Annotated in this window: 18 protein-coding genes; 15 read left to right on the top strand and 3 right to left on the bottom strand. The window is 70.1% G+C overall.

Going from position 1 to position 22,479, the window contains the following annotated elements:
• Window position 1: 1 nt before the first annotated feature.
• The 15 genes from GZ997_RS02650 to pth all read left to right on the top strand — a co-directional run bounded on the left by GZ997_RS02650 (window position 2) and on the right by pth (window position 18,964).
• A complete protein-coding gene (locus tag GZ997_RS02650) occupies window positions 2–673 on the top strand; it encodes a hypothetical protein (protein WP_162678740.1) in 672 nt (223 codons plus the stop codon).
• 84 nt (window positions 674–757) lie between these two features.
• Window positions 758–2,107 (top strand): hypothetical protein, encoded by a 1,350-nt coding sequence (locus GZ997_RS02645; protein ID WP_162678739.1) that lies wholly within the window; start codon window positions 758–760, stop codon window positions 2,105–2,107.
• A gap of 1 nt (window position 2,108) precedes the next feature.
• Window positions 2,109–3,071, top strand: coding sequence for a glycosyltransferase (locus GZ997_RS02640; protein ID WP_238994200.1), 963 nt, complete (start codon window positions 2,109–2,111; stop codon window positions 3,069–3,071).
• 114 nt (window positions 3,072–3,185) lie between these two features.
• Window positions 3,186–4,274 (top strand): polysaccharide pyruvyl transferase family protein, encoded by a 1,089-nt coding sequence (locus GZ997_RS02635; RefSeq protein ID WP_162678737.1) that lies wholly within the window; start codon window positions 3,186–3,188, stop codon window positions 4,272–4,274.
• An 83-nt stretch (window positions 4,275–4,357) separates the two neighbouring features.
• Entirely contained in the window at window positions 4,358–5,875 is a 1,518-nt protein-coding gene (locus GZ997_RS02630) for a lipopolysaccharide biosynthesis protein (RefSeq protein ID WP_162678736.1), read from the top strand.
• A gap of 68 nt (window positions 5,876–5,943) precedes the next feature.
• A complete protein-coding gene (locus GZ997_RS02625; protein ID WP_162678735.1) occupies window positions 5,944–7,233 on the top strand; it encodes a Coenzyme F420 hydrogenase/dehydrogenase, beta subunit C-terminal domain in 1,290 nt (429 codons plus the stop codon).
• Window positions 7,234–7,296: 63 nt separating this feature from the next.
• Window positions 7,297–11,037, top strand: a complete 3,741-nt coding sequence (gene mfd / locus GZ997_RS02620; RefSeq protein WP_162678734.1) for a transcription-repair coupling factor — start codon at window positions 7,297–7,299, stop codon at window positions 11,035–11,037.
• Between the two features lie 260 nt (window positions 11,038–11,297).
• A complete protein-coding gene (locus GZ997_RS02615; protein ID WP_162678733.1) occupies window positions 11,298–11,855 on the top strand; it encodes a hypothetical protein in 558 nt (185 codons plus the stop codon).
• Between the two features lie 218 nt (window positions 11,856–12,073).
• A complete protein-coding gene (gene eno, locus GZ997_RS02610) occupies window positions 12,074–13,360 on the top strand; it encodes a phosphopyruvate hydratase (protein WP_161923595.1) in 1,287 nt (428 codons plus the stop codon).
• 777 nt (window positions 13,361–14,137) lie between these two features.
• A complete protein-coding gene (locus GZ997_RS02605) occupies window positions 14,138–14,872 on the top strand; it encodes a septum formation initiator family protein (RefSeq protein WP_238994199.1) in 735 nt (244 codons plus the stop codon).
• Window positions 14,869–15,360, top strand: coding sequence for a DUF501 domain-containing protein (locus GZ997_RS02600; protein WP_161923596.1), 492 nt, complete (start codon window positions 14,869–14,871; stop codon window positions 15,358–15,360). Before GZ997_RS02605 ends, GZ997_RS02600 begins: the two co-directional genes overlap by 4 nt.
• A gap of 60 nt (window positions 15,361–15,420) precedes the next feature.
• Window positions 15,421–16,452, top strand: coding sequence for an exopolyphosphatase (locus GZ997_RS02595; protein ID WP_162678732.1), 1,032 nt, complete (start codon window positions 15,421–15,423; stop codon window positions 16,450–16,452).
• A gap of 47 nt (window positions 16,453–16,499) precedes the next feature.
• Window positions 16,500–17,453 (top strand): type I 3-dehydroquinate dehydratase, encoded by a 954-nt coding sequence (locus GZ997_RS02590; RefSeq protein WP_162678731.1) that lies wholly within the window; start codon window positions 16,500–16,502, stop codon window positions 17,451–17,453.
• 283 nt (window positions 17,454–17,736) lie between these two features.
• A complete protein-coding gene (locus GZ997_RS02585) occupies window positions 17,737–18,345 on the top strand; it encodes a 50S ribosomal protein L25/general stress protein Ctc (protein ID WP_162678730.1) in 609 nt (202 codons plus the stop codon).
• Between the two features lie 22 nt (window positions 18,346–18,367).
• Entirely contained in the window at window positions 18,368–18,964 is a 597-nt protein-coding gene (gene pth / locus GZ997_RS02580) for an aminoacyl-tRNA hydrolase (RefSeq protein WP_162678729.1), read from the top strand.
• Window positions 18,965–19,020: 56 nt separating this feature from the next.
• On the opposite strand, the gene GZ997_RS02575 is transcribed toward pth, so the two are convergent.
• The 3 genes from GZ997_RS02575 to GZ997_RS02565 form a co-directional block, all read right to left on the bottom strand.
• Window positions 19,021–19,677, bottom strand: a complete 657-nt coding sequence (locus tag GZ997_RS02575) for a response regulator transcription factor (RefSeq protein WP_272927773.1) — start codon at window positions 19,675–19,677, stop codon at window positions 19,021–19,023.
• A gap of 77 nt (window positions 19,678–19,754) precedes the next feature.
• Window positions 19,755–21,299 (bottom strand): histidine kinase, encoded by a 1,545-nt coding sequence (locus GZ997_RS02570; protein ID WP_162678727.1) that lies wholly within the window; start codon window positions 21,297–21,299, stop codon window positions 19,755–19,757.
• 145 nt (window positions 21,300–21,444) lie between these two features.
• Complete coding sequence (locus tag GZ997_RS02565) at window positions 21,445–22,422, bottom strand: ABC transporter permease subunit (RefSeq protein ID WP_162678726.1); 978 nt, start codon at window positions 22,420–22,422, stop codon at window positions 21,445–21,447.
• Between the last annotated feature and the right edge of the window lie 57 nt (window positions 22,423–22,479).

The raw sequence follows: 22,479 nt of genomic DNA, 5'->3' as shown, positions 1-22,479 counted from the left end.
CATGACAGCTCACGGCAACTCCCTCAGCCGCACGGCCCTAGGTACGGCGCTCGCCCTGTCGCTGCTGCTGTCCGCCTGCAGCATCGGCGGGACTGCCCCGGAGAGCGCCTCTGCGACGCCGTCGAGCCCCACCACCGGGGCGCCGACCGGCGCCACCACCGCCCCGCTGCCGTCCCCTGGCGCATCCTCAGGCCCGGCGCCGAGCCAGCCCAGTCAGGCTCAGACCGACGCGCCCGGCGCCGGCCCTGCGCAGCCGGGGGACGCCGGATACGTGCTTCCGGAGGCTGATCCGGTCGAGCTGGACGGCACCGCCGAGTCAGCCGGGACCCAGGTATCCCTGTCCTCCATGCAGGCGGTGGACGCGGTCGCTGGCGGCGTCGGGGAGGTTTCCGGGCCGGCACTCGAGGTTGAGGTCTCCGTCACTGCGGGCGAGGAGGAAGTGGACTTGTCGGTTGCCTCCGTTGAGCTGACCTACGGAGACGACCAGACGCCGGCGGTGTCCTTCACATCCGCCGAGCAGGCGCACGACCTGCCGGCGAAGGTGGGCGCGGGACAAACCGTCACCGGCACCTACGTCTTCGCGGTTCCGACCGATGCGCGCGACCGCGTAGACGTAAAAGTCACGGTCTCGACGGGCGAGCCCGTTGTGGTGTTCAGGGGAGCGGTAGGGTAGGTCGCCCTGGCTCCGCGGGGAGCGTGGCATGAACCCGCGGAGCAGGGCCGTCCGCCCCACCACGTACCCGGACAAGGAGTAGCGGTGCCGCGAAATCTGCTTCTACTGGGGCTGCTCGTCCTCGCCGCAGTCGTGGTGGCGCTACTCATGCGCTGGGTAGGCCGGAGGCCGCAGGTCGGGGCACTGGTGTTCCTAGCGGCCACCGCATTCGTGCCGGTATGGGTATACCTGCCGGTGCAGCCCTATGTGCCGCCGGCCAGTGTCGTCGCGATGTGCGTGGCACTAGCGCTGCTGCCCGCGTTCTCCTTCAGGATGACGCCGGGGGACATGGTGGTCCTGGGGGCGCTCGCGCTCCAGGTCCTGTCGGTGGTTGTGGGCGGCTCCGTGGGCTATGTTCTTGGTGACGTCGTATTCGGCGCGCTGCCCGCATACATGGTTGGTCGGCTCCTCTCCGAGAGGCTCGGGGAGCGCAGTCTGTGCGGGATATTTGGCTTGGTCTGGGTGGTAGTCGCGGTGCTGGCTCTTGCGGAGGCGGCTTTGCACTGGAATCCGTTCCAGGCCGTGCATTTCTCCAATGGGCTCTACGACCAGTGGGCCATTGACCAGATCCGCGGTCAAATGGTGCGCGTCGAAGGGGCGTTCGGGCACTCGATTGCGCTCGGGTCGTCGCTCGCGGCGGGTATTCCATTCGTGGCGCGGGCCAGCTGGAAGCCCGGATGGCGCCTGGCGGGCATGACTGTGCTGCTGGGAGCAAGCCTGCCAACCCTGTCGCGTACGGGAATAGTCTGCTGCGTGACTGCCTTCGTGCTGTCGTTGACCCTGTTGCGCACCGACATCCCCCTGCGCGCCCGGCTACTCACCCTGGCAGGCGCCGTAGTGGCGATGCTCCTGCTGCTTCCGCGGATCCTGGCGGTCTTTGCGAGTGCAGGAAACGAGCAGGAGCGGTCTGCGGACTACCGGAGTGCGCTGCTCGTGCTGGTTCGTGAGCTCGTCCCGCTGGGGCAGTCGCCGGTGGGCGCCCGGATCCAGGGCGAGGTCATGTGGGCCGGCTTCAAGTCGATTGACAATCAGGCACTGCTGATGGCGCTGCGCTTCGGATGGATGCCGGTGGGCTTACTGATGCTGGGGCTGGCGGTGGTTCTGGTCAGGGTAGTTATGCGTCGCGGCACTCCTGCCGATATTGCTGTGGTCGCATTCTTGCCCGCGTATTTCACGGTGGCGTTCATTACCCAATTAGGTACGGTGGTGTGGTTCGTCGTAGGAGTCGGCGTGGCGCTGCGGGCGCGCGACGGCGTCGGCAGGCGCTCCCGACGGGGCTCCCGGGGATACCCGCAGGTTGCGCCAGCGCCCGGCTCCGGGAGGGCCAGGAAAGGCGGTCACGTGCAGCGGCCGCTGACCAAACCGGGTGCCTACTCGTTCTTCAAGGGGGTCTGATATGGGCGTGCCAGGGCAGGGGGCCACGACCCGGCCCAAGTCGGTGGCGATCGCCGTCTTGACCTATAAGCGGCCCGAACACGCAGCCAGTGTGGTACCAGCACTGGACGCTGCGCTTTCGGAGCTTGACGACGGCAGGGCGCTCAGGCTGATCGTGGTAGACAACGACCCCGACGCCAGCGGCCGCCCGGTGGTGGCGGCCGGCGCGGCGGGTGCCCTGCACCGTGTCAGCTACGTGCATGAACCGGCGCCCGGGATAGCCGCAGCCCGTAACCGGGCGCTGGCGGAATGCGATGAAGACGCGATCGTCTTCATCGACGACGACGAGCGGCCTCGCTCCGGATGGCTGCCGGCCCTGGTATCCCAGTGGGAGCGAGCGGGGGCGGAGGCAGTGGCCGGGCCCGTGGTTCCGGATTTCTCGCGGCAGCCGGACTCGTGGATCCTGGCGGGCGGCTGGTTCAATCACGGGCGCCGGGCCTCCGGCACGCTGATGCCCGCGGCGGCAACCAACAATCTGCTGCTGGACATGGCCTTTTTACGCAGTAATGGTCTGCGGTTCGACTTGGACTTCGGCATGTCCGGGGGCGAGGACACCTTGCTTACGCGCCAGCTCGTGCAGGCGGGCGGCAGGATCGTCTGGTGCGACGAGGCCGTCGTCGCCGATCAGCTGCCGGCCGAGCGGCTTACGCGCGAGTGGGTGCGTAGGCGCGCGTTTTGGTCGGGAAACTCGTGGGCCGCGGTGGATATTCGCCTCGCGGCCCCGGGCGGACCGCGGCTTGCGGCTCGAATGCGGCAATTGGCCAGGGGCGGTGTGCGGGTAGCCGGGGGCATGGCGAAGATGCTCGCGGCGGGCGCTAAGCGGGATGAGGCGGCACAATCGCGTGCCGTTCGGGTTTATGAGCGCGGCCGCGGGATGTGCGCGGGCGCACTGGGGCGGCGTTGGATGCCCTACCGCCGTGACTGAAGAGATAGCATCGTTAAGCACGCTGCGAGACAGGCGCCCGGCCCTGCGGATGCCTGGACTCCTTCATCCGGGTACCGCCGTATTCAAGCGGTATTGAAACTTACTAAGGAACCCATGCGCATTCTGATCCTCTGGGCCTCGCTCGATCAGCCCAACCTTGGCGTCAGGGCGTTGGCCGTTGGGACCAGGGCGCTCGCCGCACAGGTGTTCCCAGGCGCGGAGGTACAGATCCAGGGCACCGGCCACGGCGACGCGCCCACCTCCCTGTTCATGAGCCGGCGGGGGCTGCTCAAGGAGCGGGTCACCGGTGCGCGGGGCCTGTTCGACTGGCTCGCCTCCTTCGACCTGGTGCTGGATACCCGCTCCGGCGACTCCTTCGCCGACATCTACGGGCTGGAGCGACTGCGCAGCATGTCTCGGGTGCCCGAGGTCCTGCACCACCTGGGGGTGCCGTTGGTGCTCACCCCGCAGACCATCGGCCCCTTCAACACGCGCCGGGGCACGGTGCTGGCACGCCGCGCGCTGCAGCAGGCGCGGCTGGTAGCCAGCCGGGACAGGCGCTCGGCCGCCTGCGCGGCGCAGCTGGGGCGCCCGGTAGATGTGGAGTCCACGGATGTGGTCTTCGCAATCGACCACCCGCCGGTGGCGACCACCAGGGATGTAGTGCTCAACGTCTCCGGGCTCCTGTGGAATGACAACCCGCACGTGGACGCCGCGCGCTACCGCCGCGACATACTTGCGCTCGCGCGCAGGCTCCAGGCCGAGGGGCGTACCGTCACGCTGCTGGCACACGTCGTCGGCCCCGACGATTCCGCCGGCGACAATGACCGCTACCCGCTTGCCGACCTGCGGCGGGAGCTCGGGGACGTGGAGGCCATCGTGCCGCAGGGGCCCGATGCCCTGGACCAGGTGCGCGCCGCCGTGGGCTCGGCCCGGGTGGTACTGGGCTCGCGCATGCATGCCTGCCTGAACGCCCTGTCAATGGGAACCCCCGCCGTCCCCCTGGCGTACTCCCGCAAATTCGCGCCACTGCTAGCCGGAATCGGCTGGGACCACGTGGTGGAGCTGCAGGCCGACGACGTCGTCGACCGCGCCCTGGCCGCGGTTGCCTCGCCGCGGCTGTCCGAGGACGTGCACGAGGTCAGACACCGCGCCGACCGGGACCTCAGCCGCTTCACGCGGGCCCTGGGAGAGCTGCTGTGACCGGCGCGGACTCGGAACGTACTGAACGTGCTGAATGCGCCGAACGTACTGGGGCCCAGCAGCCCCCCGCGTCCCCGCGGCCCGTGCCGCCTCGGCAGCCCCTGCCCGCCTCGCCGCCCGGGATCGGCCCGCACCCGCCGGGCGGGGACCGCGCCGGTCTGGGTAAGCGAGCCGCCAAGGCGGCCGGACAGACGGTGTGGACGCAGGGTCTGCGCATTCTGCTCCAGCTCGGCAACGTCGTGGTGCTGGCACGCCTGCTCGACGACCGCGCCTACGGCGTGGTCGGCATGGTCACGGCCGTGGTTGGTGTGGCCGCCATCTTCCAGGACTTCGGCCTGTCCACGGCAGCCATCCAGGGGCGCACGCTCAGCCACGGCCAGCGCTCCAACCTGTGGTGGATCAATACGGCCGCCGGGCTCGTCCTCACCGGGCTCGGGGTGGCGATTGCACCGCTGCTGGCGGGCTTCTACCACGAGCCCGCAGTGGCCGGGGTCTGCGCCGCCATCGCCCCCACATTCCTCATGGCCGGGATGGTCAACCAGTACCGTGCCGACCTGAATCGCAAGCTCCTGGTGGGGCGGGCACTGGCAGTTGACCTGACCGCCGCGGCCGCAGCCCTGGCCCTCGGGGCGCTGACCGCAACCTGGGGATGGAGCTACTGGGCACTGGTGGTCCAGCGCATTGTCACCGCGCTGGTCCCGTTCATCTGCCTGCCCATAATCGCGGGCTGGCTGCCGCGCTGGTACGACCGGCGCGAGCCCATGCGCGCCCTGCTCGGTTTTGGTGTGCAGATGGCAGGCACCCAGATGGTCTCCTACCTCGCCTCCAACCTGGACTCCATCCTCATGGGGCGCCTATTCGGCGCCGGCACCCTGGGGCTGTACAACCGCGCAGTACAGACACTGCGCACCCCGCTGAATCAGTTCCGCCCCCAAGTCACCACGCTTGGGCTGTCCGTTGTGGCCAAGCTTCAGGACGACGACGAGCGCACCCTGGCCTACCTGCGGCGCGGACAGCTTGCGCTGGGCTACCCGGTCTTCCTCACCATGGGCATCGTGGTGGCCGCAGCCCCGGCGGTGGTCTCGGTGGTGCTCGGGGACCACTGGCTGAGCGTAGTCCCGTACATGAGACTGGTTGCGGTGGGCGAGGGCCTGACCACGCTGTCAATGGTTGGGGGCTGGATCTACACCTCGCGGGCGCTGGGGCGCGCATATCTGCGCTACACGCTGTTCTCCGCAATGATCCGGCTGGCCGCGATCATCGCGGGGGCGCAGTTCGGTGCGCTTGGTGTCGCATACGCCTACGTGGCCAGCCCGCTGATCCTCTGGCCCGTCTCCCTGCTGTGGTCCGGACGCGCCTCCGGGCTCGACACCGCGCCACTGGTGTGGAACGGGATGCGGATTCTTGCCGTGTCCGCCGCGGCCACGGCCGCCGCGTGGGGGCTGTGTGCCGTGGTCCCCGTATCCTCCGCCGTCCTGGCCTGCCTGGTTGCGGTGGCCGGCATGGGTCTGGCCATGGCGCTGCTGTGGCTGGTGCTGCCGGTTGTCCGCTCCGACATGCGCGACCTAGCCACAATGGCGCGGATGATGCTCAGGCGCTGACGCTCCTGCGCACCCCGATTCGGATGAGAGACTCGGAACAGAAAATGACCAGAAGCACCTTGCGTTCCGTGAGCATCGCCACGGAGATTAACCGCGTGGTCGACTCGCTCAACTGCTCGGGGTGCGGCCTGTGCGCCCAGTTCGAGGGCGTCACCATGCAGCTGCATAACGGCTTCATGCGTCCGGTGGTAGATCCCGAAGCGGTTTCCCGCACGGGAGCCGCCGAGTTGGCAGAATTCCGTGCCTCCTGCCCAGGTATCCGGATACAGGCGCAGCGCGGCGCGGGTATCCACTGGGACCCGGACTTCGGGCCGGTGCTAGGCGCCTGGGAGGCGTACGCCACCGATGAGGGCATGCGCCATGAGGGCAGTTCAGGCGGCGTACTCACCGCCATCGCGTCATGGCTGCTGGAGTCGGGACGTGCCTGCCGTGTGGTCGGTGCTCGCAAGGACCAGGCCGATCCCTCCCGCACCAGGTCCGTAAGCGTTCAGGACCCGCAGGAGGCACGCGCCCTTGCCGGCAGCCGTTACGCTCCCGCGGCCAATGCGGCAGCGCCGGATGCGGCCAGCAGCGGGACAGCGTTCATCGGTAAGCCCTGTGAGGCGCAGGCGATACGCAGCCTCAGCCGGGAACGCGGGCAGCGCCCCATCATCCTGAGCTTCTTCTGCGCCGGGACGCCAGACCAGCGTGCCACCGACAGGCTCCTCGACGAGCTCTTCGCAGGAACGGGCGCTGACCGCGACTTGCCGCTGTGCGATATGCGCTACCGCGGCCACGGCTGGCCGGGGGAGTTCACCGCCGTGGCCGCGGACGGCACCACGGTGAGCACCTCCTACTCCGAGTCCTGGGGCAAGGCCCTGGGGCCAACCGTGCAGTGGCGCTGCCGGCTGTGCCCCGACGGCGTCGGGGAGTACTCCGATGTCACCGCGTCGGACTTCTGGCGGGCCACCCCCGACGGATACCCGGACTTCACGGACGGAGAGGGCGTCAGCGCCCTGCTGGCCCGCACCCCGCGGGGCCTGGAGATAATCCGGGAGGCGGAGAAGGCGGGCGTGATCACGGTGACTCCGCTGCGTCTGGACGACTTGCGTCAAGTCCAGCCCTACCAGCACGAGCGCCGGGACTACCTGGTGCCCCGCCGAACGGCCGCCCGGCTCATGGGGCTGCACACCCCGCGCATGCGCGGCTTCGGAGCCTGGCGGCGGGCGCTGGCACGTCCCCGGGACTCATGGCGCCAACTGCGCGGCTCCGTCAGTCGGCTCCGGCGCAAGTTCGCCGTCGACTGGCCCTGGAACAGGTCCCTGAAGCAGGGCGGGCGCGACCGGGGCGGTGCCGGGACCGGGCCGCGGCGGGGCTGACACGGGCCTGCGGTCCACTCGCAGCGAGCGCGGGAGGGGCACGGGCCTCGTACACTCCCCACCGTGCGTCTGACTGCCCTCCTGCCCCCGCTGCTGACCGACCCCGCCATCGACGCCCTGGTGACGAGGGCCGCCGGCCGCTCGCGCACCGACCGCAGCGTCGTCGTCGCCCCCGGCGCCCGCCCCGCCGTCCTGGCTGCCATGGCCCTGGGGGAGGCCGGCATCGCCCGCGCGACCGGGAGCGGCCCGGACGCCTCGGGGCGCATAGCGAGCCCGGGAACCGAAGTACCCGCTGACGGCACGCCCCTGCTGGTGGTCACTGCCACCGGCCGGGAGGCAGAGGAGCTGGCCGCCGCCCTGCGCTGCTACCTGCCCGACCCCGACGTGGCCGTCTTCCCCGCCTGGGAGACCCTGCCCCATGAGCGGCTCTCCCCGCGCGCCGACACCGTCGCCACCCGGCTGGCCGTGCTGCGGCGCCTGGCCCACCCCGAGGACGGCGACCCGGTCGGCCCCGACGCGATGCCGGACCCGTGGCGCGGACCCATCCGCGTGCTCGTGGTGCCCGTGCGCGCCCTGCTGGCCCCGGTGGTCGGCGGCCTGGGGGAGCTGGAGCCGATCCACCTCGCTCCGGGGATGCGCGTCGACCTGGAGCAGCTCGCCACCCGCCTGGCCGAGGCCGCCTACACCCGGGTGGACATGGTCACCGCTCGCGGCGAGTTCGCGGTGCGCGGCGGCATCCTCGACGTCTTCCCACCCACGCAGCCGCGACCGGTGCGCGTGGACTTCTTCGGTGACGAGATCGAGTCCGTGTCCTCCTTCGCCGTCACCGACCAGCGCACCATCGCCGACCTCGGCGCCGTCACCGCCACCGCCTGCCGGGAGGTGCTGCTCACTCAGCAGGTGCGCGAGCGCGCCCGCGCCCTGGCGGAGGTCATCCCCGCCGCCGCCGACATGCTGGAGAAACTGGCTGCCGGCATTCCGGTGGAGGGCATGGAGTCCCTGGCCCCCGTCCTGACCGAGCGCATGGTGCCGCTGCTGGACCTAGTGGGGGAGCGGCTCGTGGTCTTGGCCGAACCGGAGAAGGTGCGCAAGCGCGCCGAGGACCTGGCGGCCACCACCGAGGAGTTCCTCGCCGCCGCCTGGACCTCGGCCGCCTCCGGCGGCACCGCCCCCATCGACCTTTCCGCCGCCGCCTTCGCCCACCTCGCCGAGGCCCGTGCCCTGGCCCTGTCCACGAACCGCGGCTGGTGGTCCTTCACGTCCCTGAAGGCATCCCCGGACACCCTGGAGCTGCCGCTTCGCGACCCCGAGAGCTACCGGGGGCGCCTGGACGCCGCCGTGAAGGACATCGGCGAGTTGACCCGGGGCGGCTGGAGCGTCGTCGTCGCCACCGAGGGACCGGGCCCCGGCCGCCGCATGGCCCAGCTGCTGGCCGACGGCGGCGTGCCCGCACGCATCGTCACCGGCCTGGATGACGCCGCCGACCTGTCCTACCAGGCCCCCGACGGCGTCGTGCGCGTCACCCAGGCCTCTACCGGGCACGGCTTCGTCGCCGAGGGCCTGCGCCTGGCCCTGGTGGCCGAGTCCGACCTGACCGGGCGCGCCCCCGCCGCCGCCCGCTCCGCCAAGACCCTGCCCGCCCGCCGCACCCGCAAGAGCGTGGACCCCCTCTCCCTGCACCCCGGCGACCTGGTGGTGCACGCCCAGCACGGCGTCGGCCGGTTCGTGGAGCTGCTGCGCCGCGACGTCGGCTCCGGGCGGGGCGCGGGCAAGGAGAAGGCCACCCGCGAGTACGTGGTCATCGAGTACGCCCCCTCCAAGCGCGGCCAGCCCGGCGACCGGCTGCTGGTGCCCACCGACGCCCTGGACCAGGTCACCAAGTACGTCGGCTCCGACAACCCCGCCCTGAACCGCATGGGCGGGGCGGACTGGGCCAAGACCAAGCAGCGGGCCCGCAAGGCCGTGCGGGAGATCGCCGGGGAGCTGGTGCGCCTGTACGCCGCCCGCTCGGCCACCACCGGCCACGCCTTCAGCCCCGACACCCCCTGGCAGGCCGAACTGGAGGAGGCCTTCCCCTACACCGAGACCCCCGACCAGCTGGCCACCATTGACGACGTCAAGGCCGACATGGAGAAGACCCAGCCGATGGACCGGCTCATCTGCGGGGACGTCGGCTACGGCAAGACCGAGATCGCCGTGCGGGCCGCCTTCAAGGCCGTCCAGGACGGCAAGCAGGTGGCGGTGCTGGTGCCCACCACCCTGCTGGTGTCCCAGCACGCCGAGACCTTCACCGAGCGCTACGCCGGCTTCCCCATCAACGTCGCCCAGCTCTCCCGCTTCCAGACCGCCGCCGAGTCCGAGCGGGTACTGGCCGGCCTGGCCGACGGGACCATCGACGTCGTCATCGGCACTCACCGGCTGATCACCGGGCAGGTGCGCTTCAAGGACCTGGGGCTGGTGATTATCGATGAGGAGCAGCGCTTTGGCGTGGAGCACAAGGAGACCCTCAAGGCGCTGCGCACCGACGTGGACGTGCTGTCCATGTCCGCCACCCCCATCCCGCGCACCCTGGAGATGGCCGTGACCGGCCTGCGGGAGATGTCCACCCTGTCCACCCCGCCGGAGGACCGCCACCCCATCCTCACCTACGTGGGCGCCTACGAGACCAAGCAGGTCAGCGCCGCCATCCGCCGCGAGCTGCTGCGCGACGGGCAGGTGTTCTTCGTGCACAACCGGGTGGAGGACATCGAGTCCGTCGCCGCCCGGCTGGCCGACCTGGTGCCGGAGGCGCGCGTGGCCACCGCCCACGGGCAGATGCACGAGTCCCGGCTGGAGCGGGTCATCGACGACTTCTGGCACAAGGAGATCGACGTCCTGGTGTGCACCACCATCGTGGAGACCGGCCTGGACGTGTCTAACGCCAACACCCTGATCGTGGACCGGGCAGACCGCATGGGCCTGTCCCAGCTGCACCAGCTGCGCGGCCGGGTGGGGCGCGGCCGGGAACGCGCCTACGCCTACTTCCTGTACCCGGCGGACAAGCCACTGACGGAGACGGCGCTGGAGCGGCTGCGCACCATCGCCACCAACACCGACCTGGGGGCCGGCATGCAGGTGGCCATGAAGGACCTGGAGATCCGCGGTGCCGGCAACCTGCTGGGCGGCGAGCAGTCCGGGCACATCGCCGGGGTCGGCTTCGACCTGTACGTACGCATGGTCTCCGAGGCGGTCGCCGCCTACAAGAAGTCCCTCCAGGTGGGGGACGCGGGCGGCGCGGCGGCGGAGGCGGCCGAGGATGAGGACCTGGAGCTGCGGGTGGACCTGCCCGTGGACGCCACCATCCCCGAGGAGTACGTGCCCCACGAGCGGCTGCGCCTGGAGGCCTACACCAAGTTCGCGGCCGCCCGCAGCCAGGCGGACGTGGCCGACGTGCTGGACGAGCTCACCGACCGCTACGGGCCGGTGCCCGAGCCGGTGCGCCGTCTGGCGGCCCTGGCACGGCTGCGGGCCCTGGCCGCCGAGCTGGGGGTGCGGGAGATCGTGGCGCAGGGCAAGTCGATCCGCTTCGCGCCGGTGAGTCTGCCCGAGTCGGCACGCATGAAGGTCACCCGCCTGTACCCCGGCACGGTGCTCAAGCCCGCCACCCGCACCATTGTGGTGCCGGCCCCCGGCACCGCCCGCATGGGCGGCGGCGCCATCGAGGGGGAGGAGCTGCTGCGCTGGGCGGAGGTGCTGCTGCACGCCGTCGTCGCCGGGGAGGCCGAGTACGAGACCGAGGCGACCAAGTACCGCCGTCGGCGCTGAGACCGGCACTAGTAACGTGCCGAAACCGGCACTTGTTACGTGCCGAGACCGGCACTTGTTACGTGGCGAGACCGGCACTTGTTACGTGCCGAGTTCGGTACCGGCTGCGGGGCGGCCGCGACGCCTCGGCGGCATAGGGGCGTATGGTGACGAACTGTCGTGTGCAGCGTCCGGGACCGGTGACGGTACTCACCACCGCTTCGGAGCCCGCCCGTTGCGCCGGGACTCCTCACCGACGTCGACCTAGCAAGGAGCAGACCGTGACCCGATACGCCGCCCGCCCCGCCCTGCCCACCCGCCTACTCGGAGCCGGCGCCGCTCTGCTGCTCGGCGTCGGCGCCCTCGCCGGCTGTTCCGCCCACCCGGGGCAGGTCGCGATCGTGAACTACACCGACGCCGACGGCGTCTCGCGCACGGTCGCGATCTCCGAGCAGGAGGTGCAGGACGCCGCCGAGGAACTCGGTGAGTACTCCGCCGTTGCAGGCGATCAGGGGTACAGCGCGGTCTATGTGGCTAACGCGCTTATCGATCTGCCGGTGATCGAGCAGCTCGGAGCCGAGTTCGGGGTCGCGGTGACGGATGCTGAGGCGCTGGAGGAGCTGCAGCAGGTAGCGGTCGACGTCGACTACTCGCCGGCCGCAGTCGGGGCCTTCCGCTACCAGAAACTCGCTTTGCTGATCAACACGCTGGAGGACCAGGAGGCTGTCGGCGCCCGGTATCAGGAGCTGTGGAACGGCATCAGCGTCGAGGCCGCGCCGCGCTATCAGGGTGATGGGGGCTGGCTGCTGCAGGACGACACCCAGCTGCAGCTGGGCTGAGGCTGATGCCGGGGCAGGGTGAGTCCCCGGCTGTCGGGGATGGTGGGGCGACGTCGAGGAGGACTGGGGGACGCCGTCGTCACCCGGCCCTGTCTCGCCCGGCGTGAACAAGTTTCGAACTGACCGGGGCAATGCACTCGTGGTGAACGGCGCGGGCCGCTAGGCTGGCCTCGCATGTGCCTGTCCCCAGGCAACACAACTTCAGCAAGGAGCATCAAGTGGCCCTCATCGAGAACGTTCACGCGCGCGAGATCCTAGACTCCCGCGGCAACCCGACCCTCGAGGTCGAGATCCTCCTGGAGGACGGCTCTTCCGCCCGCGCCGCCGTCCCCTCCGGCGCCTCCACCGGCGCATTCGAGGCCGTCGAGCTCCGCGACGGCGACAAGGGCCGTTACCTCGGCAAGGGCGTCGAGAAGGCGGTCGCCAACGTCAACGACACCATCGCCCCGGAGATCATCGGCTACGACGCCGCCGACCAGCGCGGTCTCGACCGCCTCATGATCGAGCTGGACGGCACTCCCAACAAGGGCAAGCTCGGCGCAAACGCCATCCTCGGCGTGTCCCTCGCTGCTGCGGCCGCCTCCGCCGACTCCGCCGGCCTGGACCTGTACCAGTACATCGGTGGCCCCAACGCCCACACCCTGCCTGTCCCCATGATGAACATCATGAACGGTGGTTCTCACGCGGACTCCAACGTGGACATCCAGGAGTTCATGATCGCCCCGATCGGCGCCCCCACCTTCCGTGAGGCGCTGCGCATGGGCGCTGAGGTCTACCACTCGCTCAAGGCCGTCGTGAAGGGACGCGGGCTGTCCACCGGTCTGGGCGACGAGGGCGGTTTCGCTCCTAACCTCGACTCCAACCGTGAGGCCCTGGAGCTGATCGTCGAGGCGATCGAGAAGGCCGGCTACACGCCCGGCAAGGATGTGGCCCTGGCCATGGACGTTGCCTCCACGGAGTTCTTCGACGCCGAGACCAAGACCTACCAGTTCGAGGGCGAGGCCCGCGACAACGCCTACATGGTTGACTACTACGAGAAGCTCATCACCGATTTCCCGATCGTCTCCATTGAGGACCCGCTGTCCGAGGACGAGTGGGACGACTGGAAGGCGCTGACGGACAAGATCGGCGACCGCGTCCAGCTGGTTGGTGACGACTTCTTTGTCACCAACCCGGAGCGTCTGGCCAAGGGTATCGAGCTCGGTGCGGCCAACGCCCTGCTGGTCAAGGTCAACCAGATCGGTTCTCTGACCGAGACGCTGGAGGCCGTGGAGATGGCGCACCGCGCCGGCTACAAGACGATGACCTCGCACCGCTCCGGCGAGACCGAGGACGTCACGATCGCCGACCTGGCGGTTGCCACCAACTCCGGCCAGATCAAGACCGGTGCTCCGGCCCGTGGCGAGCGCATCAACAAGTACAACCAGCTGCTGCGCATCGAGGAGGCCCTCGGCGAGGACGCTGTCTACGCCGGCGCCAGCGCCTTCCCGCGTTTCAAGGCCTGAGCCGAAGCGGTAGCGGAGGCTCGGGGCGGGCACGGCGCACAATGCCTGTCTGAGCCGAAGCGGTAGCGGAGGCTCGGGGCGGACACGGCGCACAATGCCTGCCTGAGCCGAAGCTGACGGTTTCCGGTTTCGTCCCGGGGTATGCACGCGTTGATCGTGTGTATACCCCGGGACTGCGCATTTCGCCGTATTCCTGGCGACGCCGTCGTGCAGCTACTAGCGCGTGTCCGGGAGTGCGTTTCTTTGGGGGTGTCACCGCAAATGTTGCGGTGTGGGTCGGCGTGTGGCGGGGTGCCAGCCGTAGGCATTGTCAGCTGGGCCGCGGTTGTGTACTTGGACCGTCTGAGAGCGCCGCGGAGTTGGACCCAAGTGGAGGCAGGTGGCCGTGTTCGGGGCGATTCAGCGTTGCGGGGCGGTGGCAGCCTCCGGCGCGGCGCCCGGCAGCGGGGTCGTCTGCTACGCCACATCGCCGCCTGCTACGCCACTTCGGGGTTAACAACGCCTGTTAACGGTCTGCTGAAGGGCTGGGAGGTATACAGCAGGCCGTTAAGTAGCGTTGTTAACGTCCAACCGGCGCACCAGACACCACCATCTCGGGACGTAACGTCTACCGACCTCGGGACGTAACGTCTACCGACCTCGGGACGTAACGTCTACCGACCTGTGCACGTAACGTCTACCGACCTCGGCGGTGGGGGACGGTTCGTGACGCGTCGTATCCGACGCACCGGCTTCGCACCCTCGCAACGGGCCGTTCCGTGAGGCAGTATCGGTCGCATGACGCCGCGCCGACCCGTACCTGCACGCCCAGGTGCCCGCAGGACATCCCGCCCCGGACAGGCTCGCGATGCCCGCTCGGCCACCAGCCGGGACCAGGCGGATTCCGCCGCGGCCCGCGAAGCGGGACACGCCGTCGGGGCCGATTCCGAGCGCGCCCGCACGAGCGACTCCCAGCGGGCCGCCGCATACGCCGGCCCCCGCCTGGGCGGCGCCGACGGGCTGTCCACGCCGATGCGTCTGCTGATCCTGGCCGGTGTGGTGCTGTTGGCATTCGTGGTCGTATTCCCGTCATTGCGCGGATACCTCACCCAGCGCGCTCAGTATGATGCCGTGTTGGAGCAGATCGATGAGGCGCGTGCTACCTCAACCGCTCTGGAGGAGGAGATGGCCCGTTGGGAGGATGATGACTATGTCAAGGCTCAGGCCCGCGAGCGTCTGTCCTACGTGATGCCGGGGGAGACTACCTACGTAGTCGTCGGCGCGGATAGCTTTGGTGATGACGCCGACGCCGCCACTTCCAAGAGCGCTGCCGAGGCGCGTCTGCCCTGGTATCAGGAGTTGCGAGAATCGGCCCGCGTGGCCGGGCAGGTTGAGGAGGAGGAGCCCGCGGACCCGGCCCGGCAGGGATGGTCTACTGCCACCCCGACCCCGCCTTCCGCTCCAACCCCGGATGCGACTGCCACGTCCTCTGACAATGCCACCCCGTCCGCAGAACCAGGAGACCAGCAGTGAGTGTCAGTGAAGCCGACCTGGAGACCCTGCGCGTGCAGCTGGGACGCATACCGCGCGGCGTCGTCGAGATCGCGGCTCGCTGTGCGTGTGGACGCCCCACGGTAGTGCGCACGGCTCCGCGCCTGCCGGACGGCTCGCCCTTCCCAACCACCTACTACCTCACGCATCCGACGGCGGTACGAGGCTGTTCCACCCTTGAGGCGGAGCACCTGATGGAGGACTACAACCGGCGCCTGGCTGCTGATCCGGAGCTGGCCGCCGCCTATGCCGCAGCTCATGCCGACTACCTGGCCCGCCGGGCCGAACTGGGCAGTCCTGCGGAGATCGACGGTATTTCGGCCGGAGGCATGCCCACGCGGGTCAAGTGCCTGCACGCGCTGGTCGGGCATGCGCTTGCCGTTGGCCGCGGCATCAACCCGATCGGCGACCTCACCCTGGATGTGCTGCGCGAGCGCGGCCTGTGGGATCCCGCCCAGTGCTCGTGCTGAACGCCTTCGGCAGTCACCATAGAGTCGCCGGTGTAGCCGCCATCCAGAGGGGAACCAACCATGACCCGCGTAGCCGCCGTTGACTGTGGCACCAACACCATTCGCCTGCTCGTAGCTGACATCGTTCGGGACGGGCCCGACGGCGCCGTCCGGCTCCGGCCCCTGCACCGGTCCAGCTCCATCGTCCGGCTGGGGCAGGGGGTGGACCGCACCGGGCGCTTCGATGCCGAGGCCCTGGAGCGCACACTCGCGGTGGTGCGCGAGTACGCCGCCACCTGCACCGCGCTGCAGGTACCCCTGGACGCCGCCCACGCCCGTTTCGTCGCCACCTCCGCCACCCGCGACGCCGAGAACCGGGACGAGTTCGTGGCAGGCGTGCATGACGCCCTCGGCATCCTCCCCGAGGTCGTCACCGGTCAGGAGGAGGCCCGCCTGTCCTTCGCCGGCTCCCTGCTTGGAGCTGGGGGAGGAGCGGTGGCCGGGGACGAGGACGGGGAAGCGGCTGGGGGCGGCGCCCTGAGCAGCCCCAGGCTTGTCGTCGACCTGGGCGGCGGGTCCACCGAGCTGGTGCTGGGGGTTGCCGCCCCACAGTCCGCCTATTCGATGAACACCGGGTCGGTGCGCATAACCGAGCGGCACCTGGCCGACGGCGTCACTCCCGCCGCGGACGCGGCGGCCCGTGCGGAGGTACGGGCGCTGCTGGACCGGGCCGCCGACGCCGTCGACCTGGGCGCCGCGGCCCGGCTGGTGGGCCTCGCCGGCACCATCAGCACCGTCACCGCGCACGCCCTTGGCCTGGAGTCCTTCGACCGCGAGGCCATTGACGGCGCCGAGTTGAGTGTTGAGCGGGTACTGGCCGCATGTGACGCAATCGTCCACTCCACCGCTGCGCAGCGGGAGTCCTGGGGGTACCTGCTGCCGGGGCGCCGTGACGTCATCGCCGCCGGGGCGCTGGTATGGAGCGAGGTGGTCGCGCGGGTGGTGGCTGACACCACGGCCGCCGGGCATCCGCTGACCATGACCGTCACCAGCCTGTCGGACATCCTGGACGGCATCGCCGTCTCGCTCGCACCCGCCGGTGAGGCGGCATGAACATGGGCGGCGGGCGCGGGAGCGAAGCCGCGGCGGCGGGAGGTCCGGTGGATCTGCGCCGGTATGCGCAGAATCTGAGCTCCCGCCTGGAGGCGCGCGGTGTAGCGGTGCCGGGGTCGGCGGCCTGCGCCCGACCGGTCACCTGGCGGGGAGCGGTTCTGGGTGGTGCCCGCCCCGCGGTAGCCGTCGCCACCACGGGGAGCGACCCAGAGGCCTGCGCCGCGCAGGCCCGGGCGGCCCACCAGGCGGGAGCGGACCTGGTCGAGTTGCGCGCCGACCTGCTGGCGGCGCCTGTGTCCGATATGGCGGGGAATGAGCCGGAGCTGCCAGAGGCGTTGGCGGCCCTGTGGCTGCGCGGCGCCGCAGCAGTCGCGCAGGCGCTGCGCGGCTTAGACATGCCGGTTCTGCTGACCGTGCGCACCGCCTCCGAGGGCGGCGGGCTGGACGCCAACGACGCCGTTTACCGGGACGCGCTCGCCCGCGTCATCGAGCGGCTGGGGCGGGAGCGCCCTGCCGCGGCCAACTGTCGGGACGCCGTTGGAGCCGATGATGCATCCGGCGCTTGCGCCGCGGCCGTGGTCGCGGCGGTGGACGTCGAATTGGCCCGCGGCGACCTGCCGCGGATCGTGCAGCTGGCGCGTGGCGCCGGACTGGACGTGGTCGCCTCCAGCCACGATTTCACTGCCACCCCTGACGAGGCAGAGCTGCTACGGCGTCTGCACGCCATGCAGAGTGCGGGTGCCGCCGTCGCCAAGATCGCTGTCACTCCGCGGGGGAGGTCCGATGTGGAGCGAGCGCTGGGCGTGGCGGCGCGTGCTCGGGAGGAGCTGGAGATCCCGGTGGTGGTCATTGCTATGGGGGCCAGTGGCGCTGTGACGCGGTTGGCCGGCGGAGTATTCGGATCGGCGCTGACCTTCGCAACCGCCGGGTCGGCGGCGTCCGCACCGGGCCAGCTGCCTGTGGCTCAGGTGCGTTCGGCCCTGGCCGCGCTCCACCCCTGACGCCGCCAAGCCCCGTCCATTCACCGAGGTCGGTAGACGTTACGTGCCGAGTTCGGTAGATCTGACGGGCATGGGCGGTTGGCGATCGGCAGTGGGGCGGGTCACCGTCGGCGACGTCGTCGGATGGTGCTGTCATCGCGTAGAGTGGCGGCATTGCCCCGGCGAGGGATGCGGCCAACGCATCCGTGATCGACGTGGTGGTGCCGGAAGGTGCTGCACGTCGTCGTGCCCGCCGGACCACCGAACCGCGGGGCGCGCTCCCCGCCGATACCGAGGAGAATGCATGTCCACCAACGCCATCTCGCTTGACGCCACCGACCGCACCGAGTTCGGCAAGGGCTCCTCCCGCCGGGCCCGCCGCGCCGGCCAGGTCCCCGCCGTCGTCTACGGCCACGGCACCGACCCCCGCCACCTGCTGCTGGACGAGCACGCCACCCGCCTGGCCCTGCGCGGCAACGAGAATGCTCTGGTTGAGCTGAACGTCGAAGGGGAGACCCTGCTGGCCATCGCCAAGGACGTGCAGCGCCACCCCATTCGTCCGGGCGTGCAGCACGTCGACTTCCTCCTGGTCAACCGCAACGAGAAGGTTGAGGTGGAGGTGCCCGTCGTCGTCACCGGTGAGTCCGCCCCCGGCACCATCCACATGATCGAGCTCGCCCACGTGCTCGTGTCCGCTCCGGCCATCGCCATCCCGGAGACCATCGACGTCGACATCACGGGCATTGAGGCCGGCACCGCTGTGCACGTGGCCGACCTGGCCCTGCCCGAGGGCGTTGAAGCGATCACTGACGCCGACGCCGACGTCGTCAATGTTGCCGCCGAGGCCACTGCCGCATCCGCCGAGCCCGCCACCGATGAGGCCGCTGGTGAGGCCTCCGACGGCGCCGAGTGACACCGTCGCACGCGGAGTATCCATGAACGCCCCTTGGCTCGTGATCGGGCTGGGGAACACCGGGGCCCGGTACGCCCGTAACCGCCACAACGTCGGCCACATGGTGCTTGACGTTCTGGCTGGGCGTGCCGGGTCCCGCCTATCCAGCCACAAGACTCGCACGCAGGTTGCCGAGGTGCGTCTGGGCTTCCTGCCCGGCGGCGCTCCGGGGCCGCGCGTAATCCTGGCGCGGACCACCGGTTACATGAACGAGTCCGGGGGGCCGGTCAAGGCGCTCGCGCGCTTCTACGACGTCGATCCCGCCACCCGGCTGCTGGTCATCCACGACGACCTCGACCTGCCCGCACACGCGCTGCGCCTCAAGCGCGGGGGCGGGGAGGGCGGACACAACGGCCTGCGCTCGATCTCGACGGCGCTCGGTACGCGTGACTACGCGCGCCTGCGCATAGGGGTGGGGCGCCCCCCGGGCCGGCAGGACCCGGCTGACTTCGTGCTAAGTGACTTCCCCACGCGGGAGCAGGCGGAGCTGGCCGTCACCTTGGAGCAGGCGGCCGACGCCGTCGAGCAAGTGGTTACGGACGGCTTCACTGCCGCGCAGCAGCGGCTGCACTCCGCCTGAGCCGACCGGCGCCGCACCGCGCCATATCGACCGATCTCGGCGGTGGGTTGGGCGCATCAGCGCATGAGGCCGGTCTCGTAGGCGACGACGACGGCCTGCACGCGGTCGCGCACGTTCAGTTTGGTCAGCACATTGCCTACGTGCGTCTTCACGGTGGTGGCGGATACGACCAGGTGGTCGGCGATTTCCGAGTTGCTCAGGCCCTGTGCCATCAGGGTCAGGATCTCGCGCTCGCGCGGGGTGAGCGAGGCGATGCGCTCATCCTCCTGCGACTGGGAACCGCCGCTGTCAGGGAAGTGCGAGGAGAACATTTCCAGCATGCGGCGGGTGATGCGCGGGCTGACTACCGCCTCGCCGTCGGCAACAGTGCGGATCGCCTCCGCCAGCTCGCCCGGGCGGGTGTCCTTGAGCAGGAATCCACTCGCCCCGGCGCGCAGGCCGGCGAAGGCGTACTCGTCCAGGTCGAAGGTGGTCAGGATGAGGATCTTCGTGTCCGGGCACTGCCGGGTGATCGCGGCCGTGGCGTCGATCCCGTTCATTCCCGGCATCCGCACATCCATGAGGATCACGTCGGGCTTCAGGGCGCGCGCCTGCGTTACGGCGGTGGCTCCGTCGGAGGCCTCCCCGACGATCTCAATGTCCTCGGCCGGATCCAGCACCATGCGGAAGCCCATACGCATCAGCGCCTGGTCATCGGCCAGCACCACCGTGATCGGCCGGGTGCGGCCGGGAGTGCTGGTGGCCTCAAGCGGATCCGGGCCGTCGGCCCCGGTCGGATCGGATGCGTCACTCACTGCGGCATCTGCCACGGCGCTGTCCCTTCGTCGTAGTCGTCCCAGTCCTCGTCCCAGTGCAGTATGGCGCGCACGCGCCACCCGGTCGCGGTCGGCCCGGCCTGCACAGTGCCACCATAGACGGCTGCACGTTCCCGCATGCCGATCAGGCCCTTGCCGGACCCGTGCAGCGGCTTCGATCCGGGGGCGGCGTCGTTGTCTATGGTCAGGACGGCCGTGCCCGCGTACCTGTCAACGGTGATGGCGACCTGGCGCGTAGTGGGGGCGTAGCGCAGCACATTGGTCAGCGCTTCCTGGGCGATGCGGAACAGTGTCAGCTGCAGGCCCTTGTCCGCGGGAAGCTGCCGCCCGGTCCACCGATAGGTCACGGGCACCCCGGCGGCACGGAAGCGCTCCACCAGCACCTCCAGGTCGGCCTGCTCGGGTGCGGGAGCGAGTGGCGTGTTCCCGCCGGACACATCCGCGTCAGCTGCGGTCGCCTGCCGGCGTAGGTCTGCGATCTCCTGGCTGGGTTCTACCGGGGCGACGGTTCCGGGCGGGGCGAATTCTGGAACCGGAAGGTCACGGATGGTTGCGCTCGCGGCGGCGGCGGTGACGGCGCCGTGCGGGTGTTGTGCCGTGGCGTCGGCGTCAACAGGCGCGGGCAGGCTCGCGCCGTTACCCGGGGACGACGTCGTATCCGGCGAGGTGGGGGAGAGGGCCGGGTCCTCGCGCAGAACGCCCACGAGCCGGCGCGTGTCAGCCAGGGCGGCGCGGCCGGTCTCGGCCAGGGTGGTGAGCGCTTCCCTGGCCATGGCGGGGTTGCGGTCGACGGCGGCGGCAGCGCCGTCGGCGAGGGTGATCATCACGGCCAGGGAGTGGGCGACTACGTCGTGCATCTCGCGGGCGATCCTGCTGCGCTCGTTGGCGGCGGCGAGCGCAGCCTCCTGCTCGCGGGCCAGCATCAGGCGCGCCGAGCGCGTCTCGGCCTCCCGCAACTGGGCCGCCTGAGCGCGGATCACCGTGCCCACGAGCACGCCGATGATATTGGTCAGCCCGTAGGGCATGATCAGCGCCCCGAGCGTGTCGATCGCGTAACCGCCGAGCAGCGCCTGGCCGATCACGGTGACGAAGGTGGAGACCACGCAGGCGGTCCACACCCAGGCCGAGCGGTAGCGCATGGCGAGCGTGGCCAGGGTGAACGGCACGCCCAGCAGGGTGAAGGCCCGCAGGGCGTCGGCTACGTAGCCGATCTCGACGATTCCCATATCGGCGAGGCCGAGCGCTATCACAGCTTCGTGCAGGATCGGCAGGAAGGTCAGCACCGCCCAGGTGGACACCAGGTGGCGCCGGCGGAAGACCAGGGAGAGGGTGCAGATCAGGCATGCCGCCAGGGTGAGTGGCAGCCAGGAGCTCGCGGAGGGGATGCCGGCCTGGCGCAAAGGCCACAGGCCCATGAAGACGTTCAGTACCAGCACCACCGTGGCCATGGCGGCGTCGGCCAGGTAGGGATGAGCGGTCTGCCAGCGCAGCAGGTGAGCTGCGGTAGACGGCGTACTCATCACATAGGCTCCCCTCTGCTCGACGGGCTAATTGTGCCCCGTGCCGGTGATGTATCGGTAAAGCGGTGCGTAGGCGGACTAGCTGCCGAGAGGTGGTGGCGCCGCCCGGGAAAACTGGGCTTCACCACCACCTCTCGGGGCGCGCTCAGGCGTCGCGACGGGTGAAGACCACCCAGCCGAGTGCGAGCGGAACGAGCGCCCAGGCGCCGAACACCAGCGCCGCCTGCCACTGCTGGAGGAAGTAGATGGAGCCTGCCGTGCCCCAGCTCACGATGTGGTGGAAGGGATCGTAGACCGCCATGGCGGTCTGCAACGGCTCGAGGCCCTGCAAGGAGACGGCCCAGTCCCACTTGATGCTCATCGCCGAGAGTGGGATGTCGACGACGAACAGTAGCGTGATCGCCAGGGTGATCGCGCCGGCGGTTGAGCGCAGCAGGAAGCCCAGCCCCAGGGACATAAGCGCAATCCCGGCGAAGGACAGCCCGGTGCCCCACACGAATCCGAGGTACTCCGGGTCGGTCAGTGAGCCTCCGTGCCCGTCCATGAAGGGCGTGGACACCGCCCAGGTCAGCAGCGTGGACACTGCACCGATGGCGAAGCTCAGCGCGCCCACCACGATGGCCTTGGCCAGCAGCAGCCGCCAGCGGTGGGGTACGGCTGCGAGCGAGGAGCGGATCTGCCCGGAGGAGTACTCGCCGGTGATGATGAGCGCCCCCAGCACGGCTACAACGATCTGGCCGAACTGGTTGCCGGCGATCACCGCGTCGGCGGCGGAGTCCGCAGCCTCCGGGATGGAGGCGTAGGCAATGGAGATGGCTGTGCTGAACAGCACCGTGATGGCGACTGCGATCAGCGAGGTGATCCAGGTTGAGCGCAGGGAGGCGACCTTGATCCACTCGGCGTGTACCGCGCGCGCAAAGGTCTGTCCGTCGGCGAGCTCGGCGGGACGGGTGGATGCGGAGCGCTGGGGCGGGCCTGCCTCGGTGCGAGCGTCCTGCGTGCGGGTCCGCTTCCGGCCGCCTGATGCGACGGCAGAGTCCGCGACGGCGCGTGAGTCGGCGGGGCCTGTGGATGCGGCGGATCCAGTTGTGTCGGTGGTGTGGGATAGGGCGGTGGTGGTCATGAGGCTGCTTTCGTGTATCAGAAGGCTTGCGGGATGCTCGGAAGGGACTGCCGTGCC

The organism is Actinomyces sp. 565, from assembly GCF_010365615.1.
GTDB lineage: Bacteria > Actinomycetota > Actinomycetes > Actinomycetales > Actinomycetaceae > Actinomyces.
Note: the sequence above shows the minus strand (reverse complement) of the source record. Positions and strands in the feature narration are given on the sequence as shown.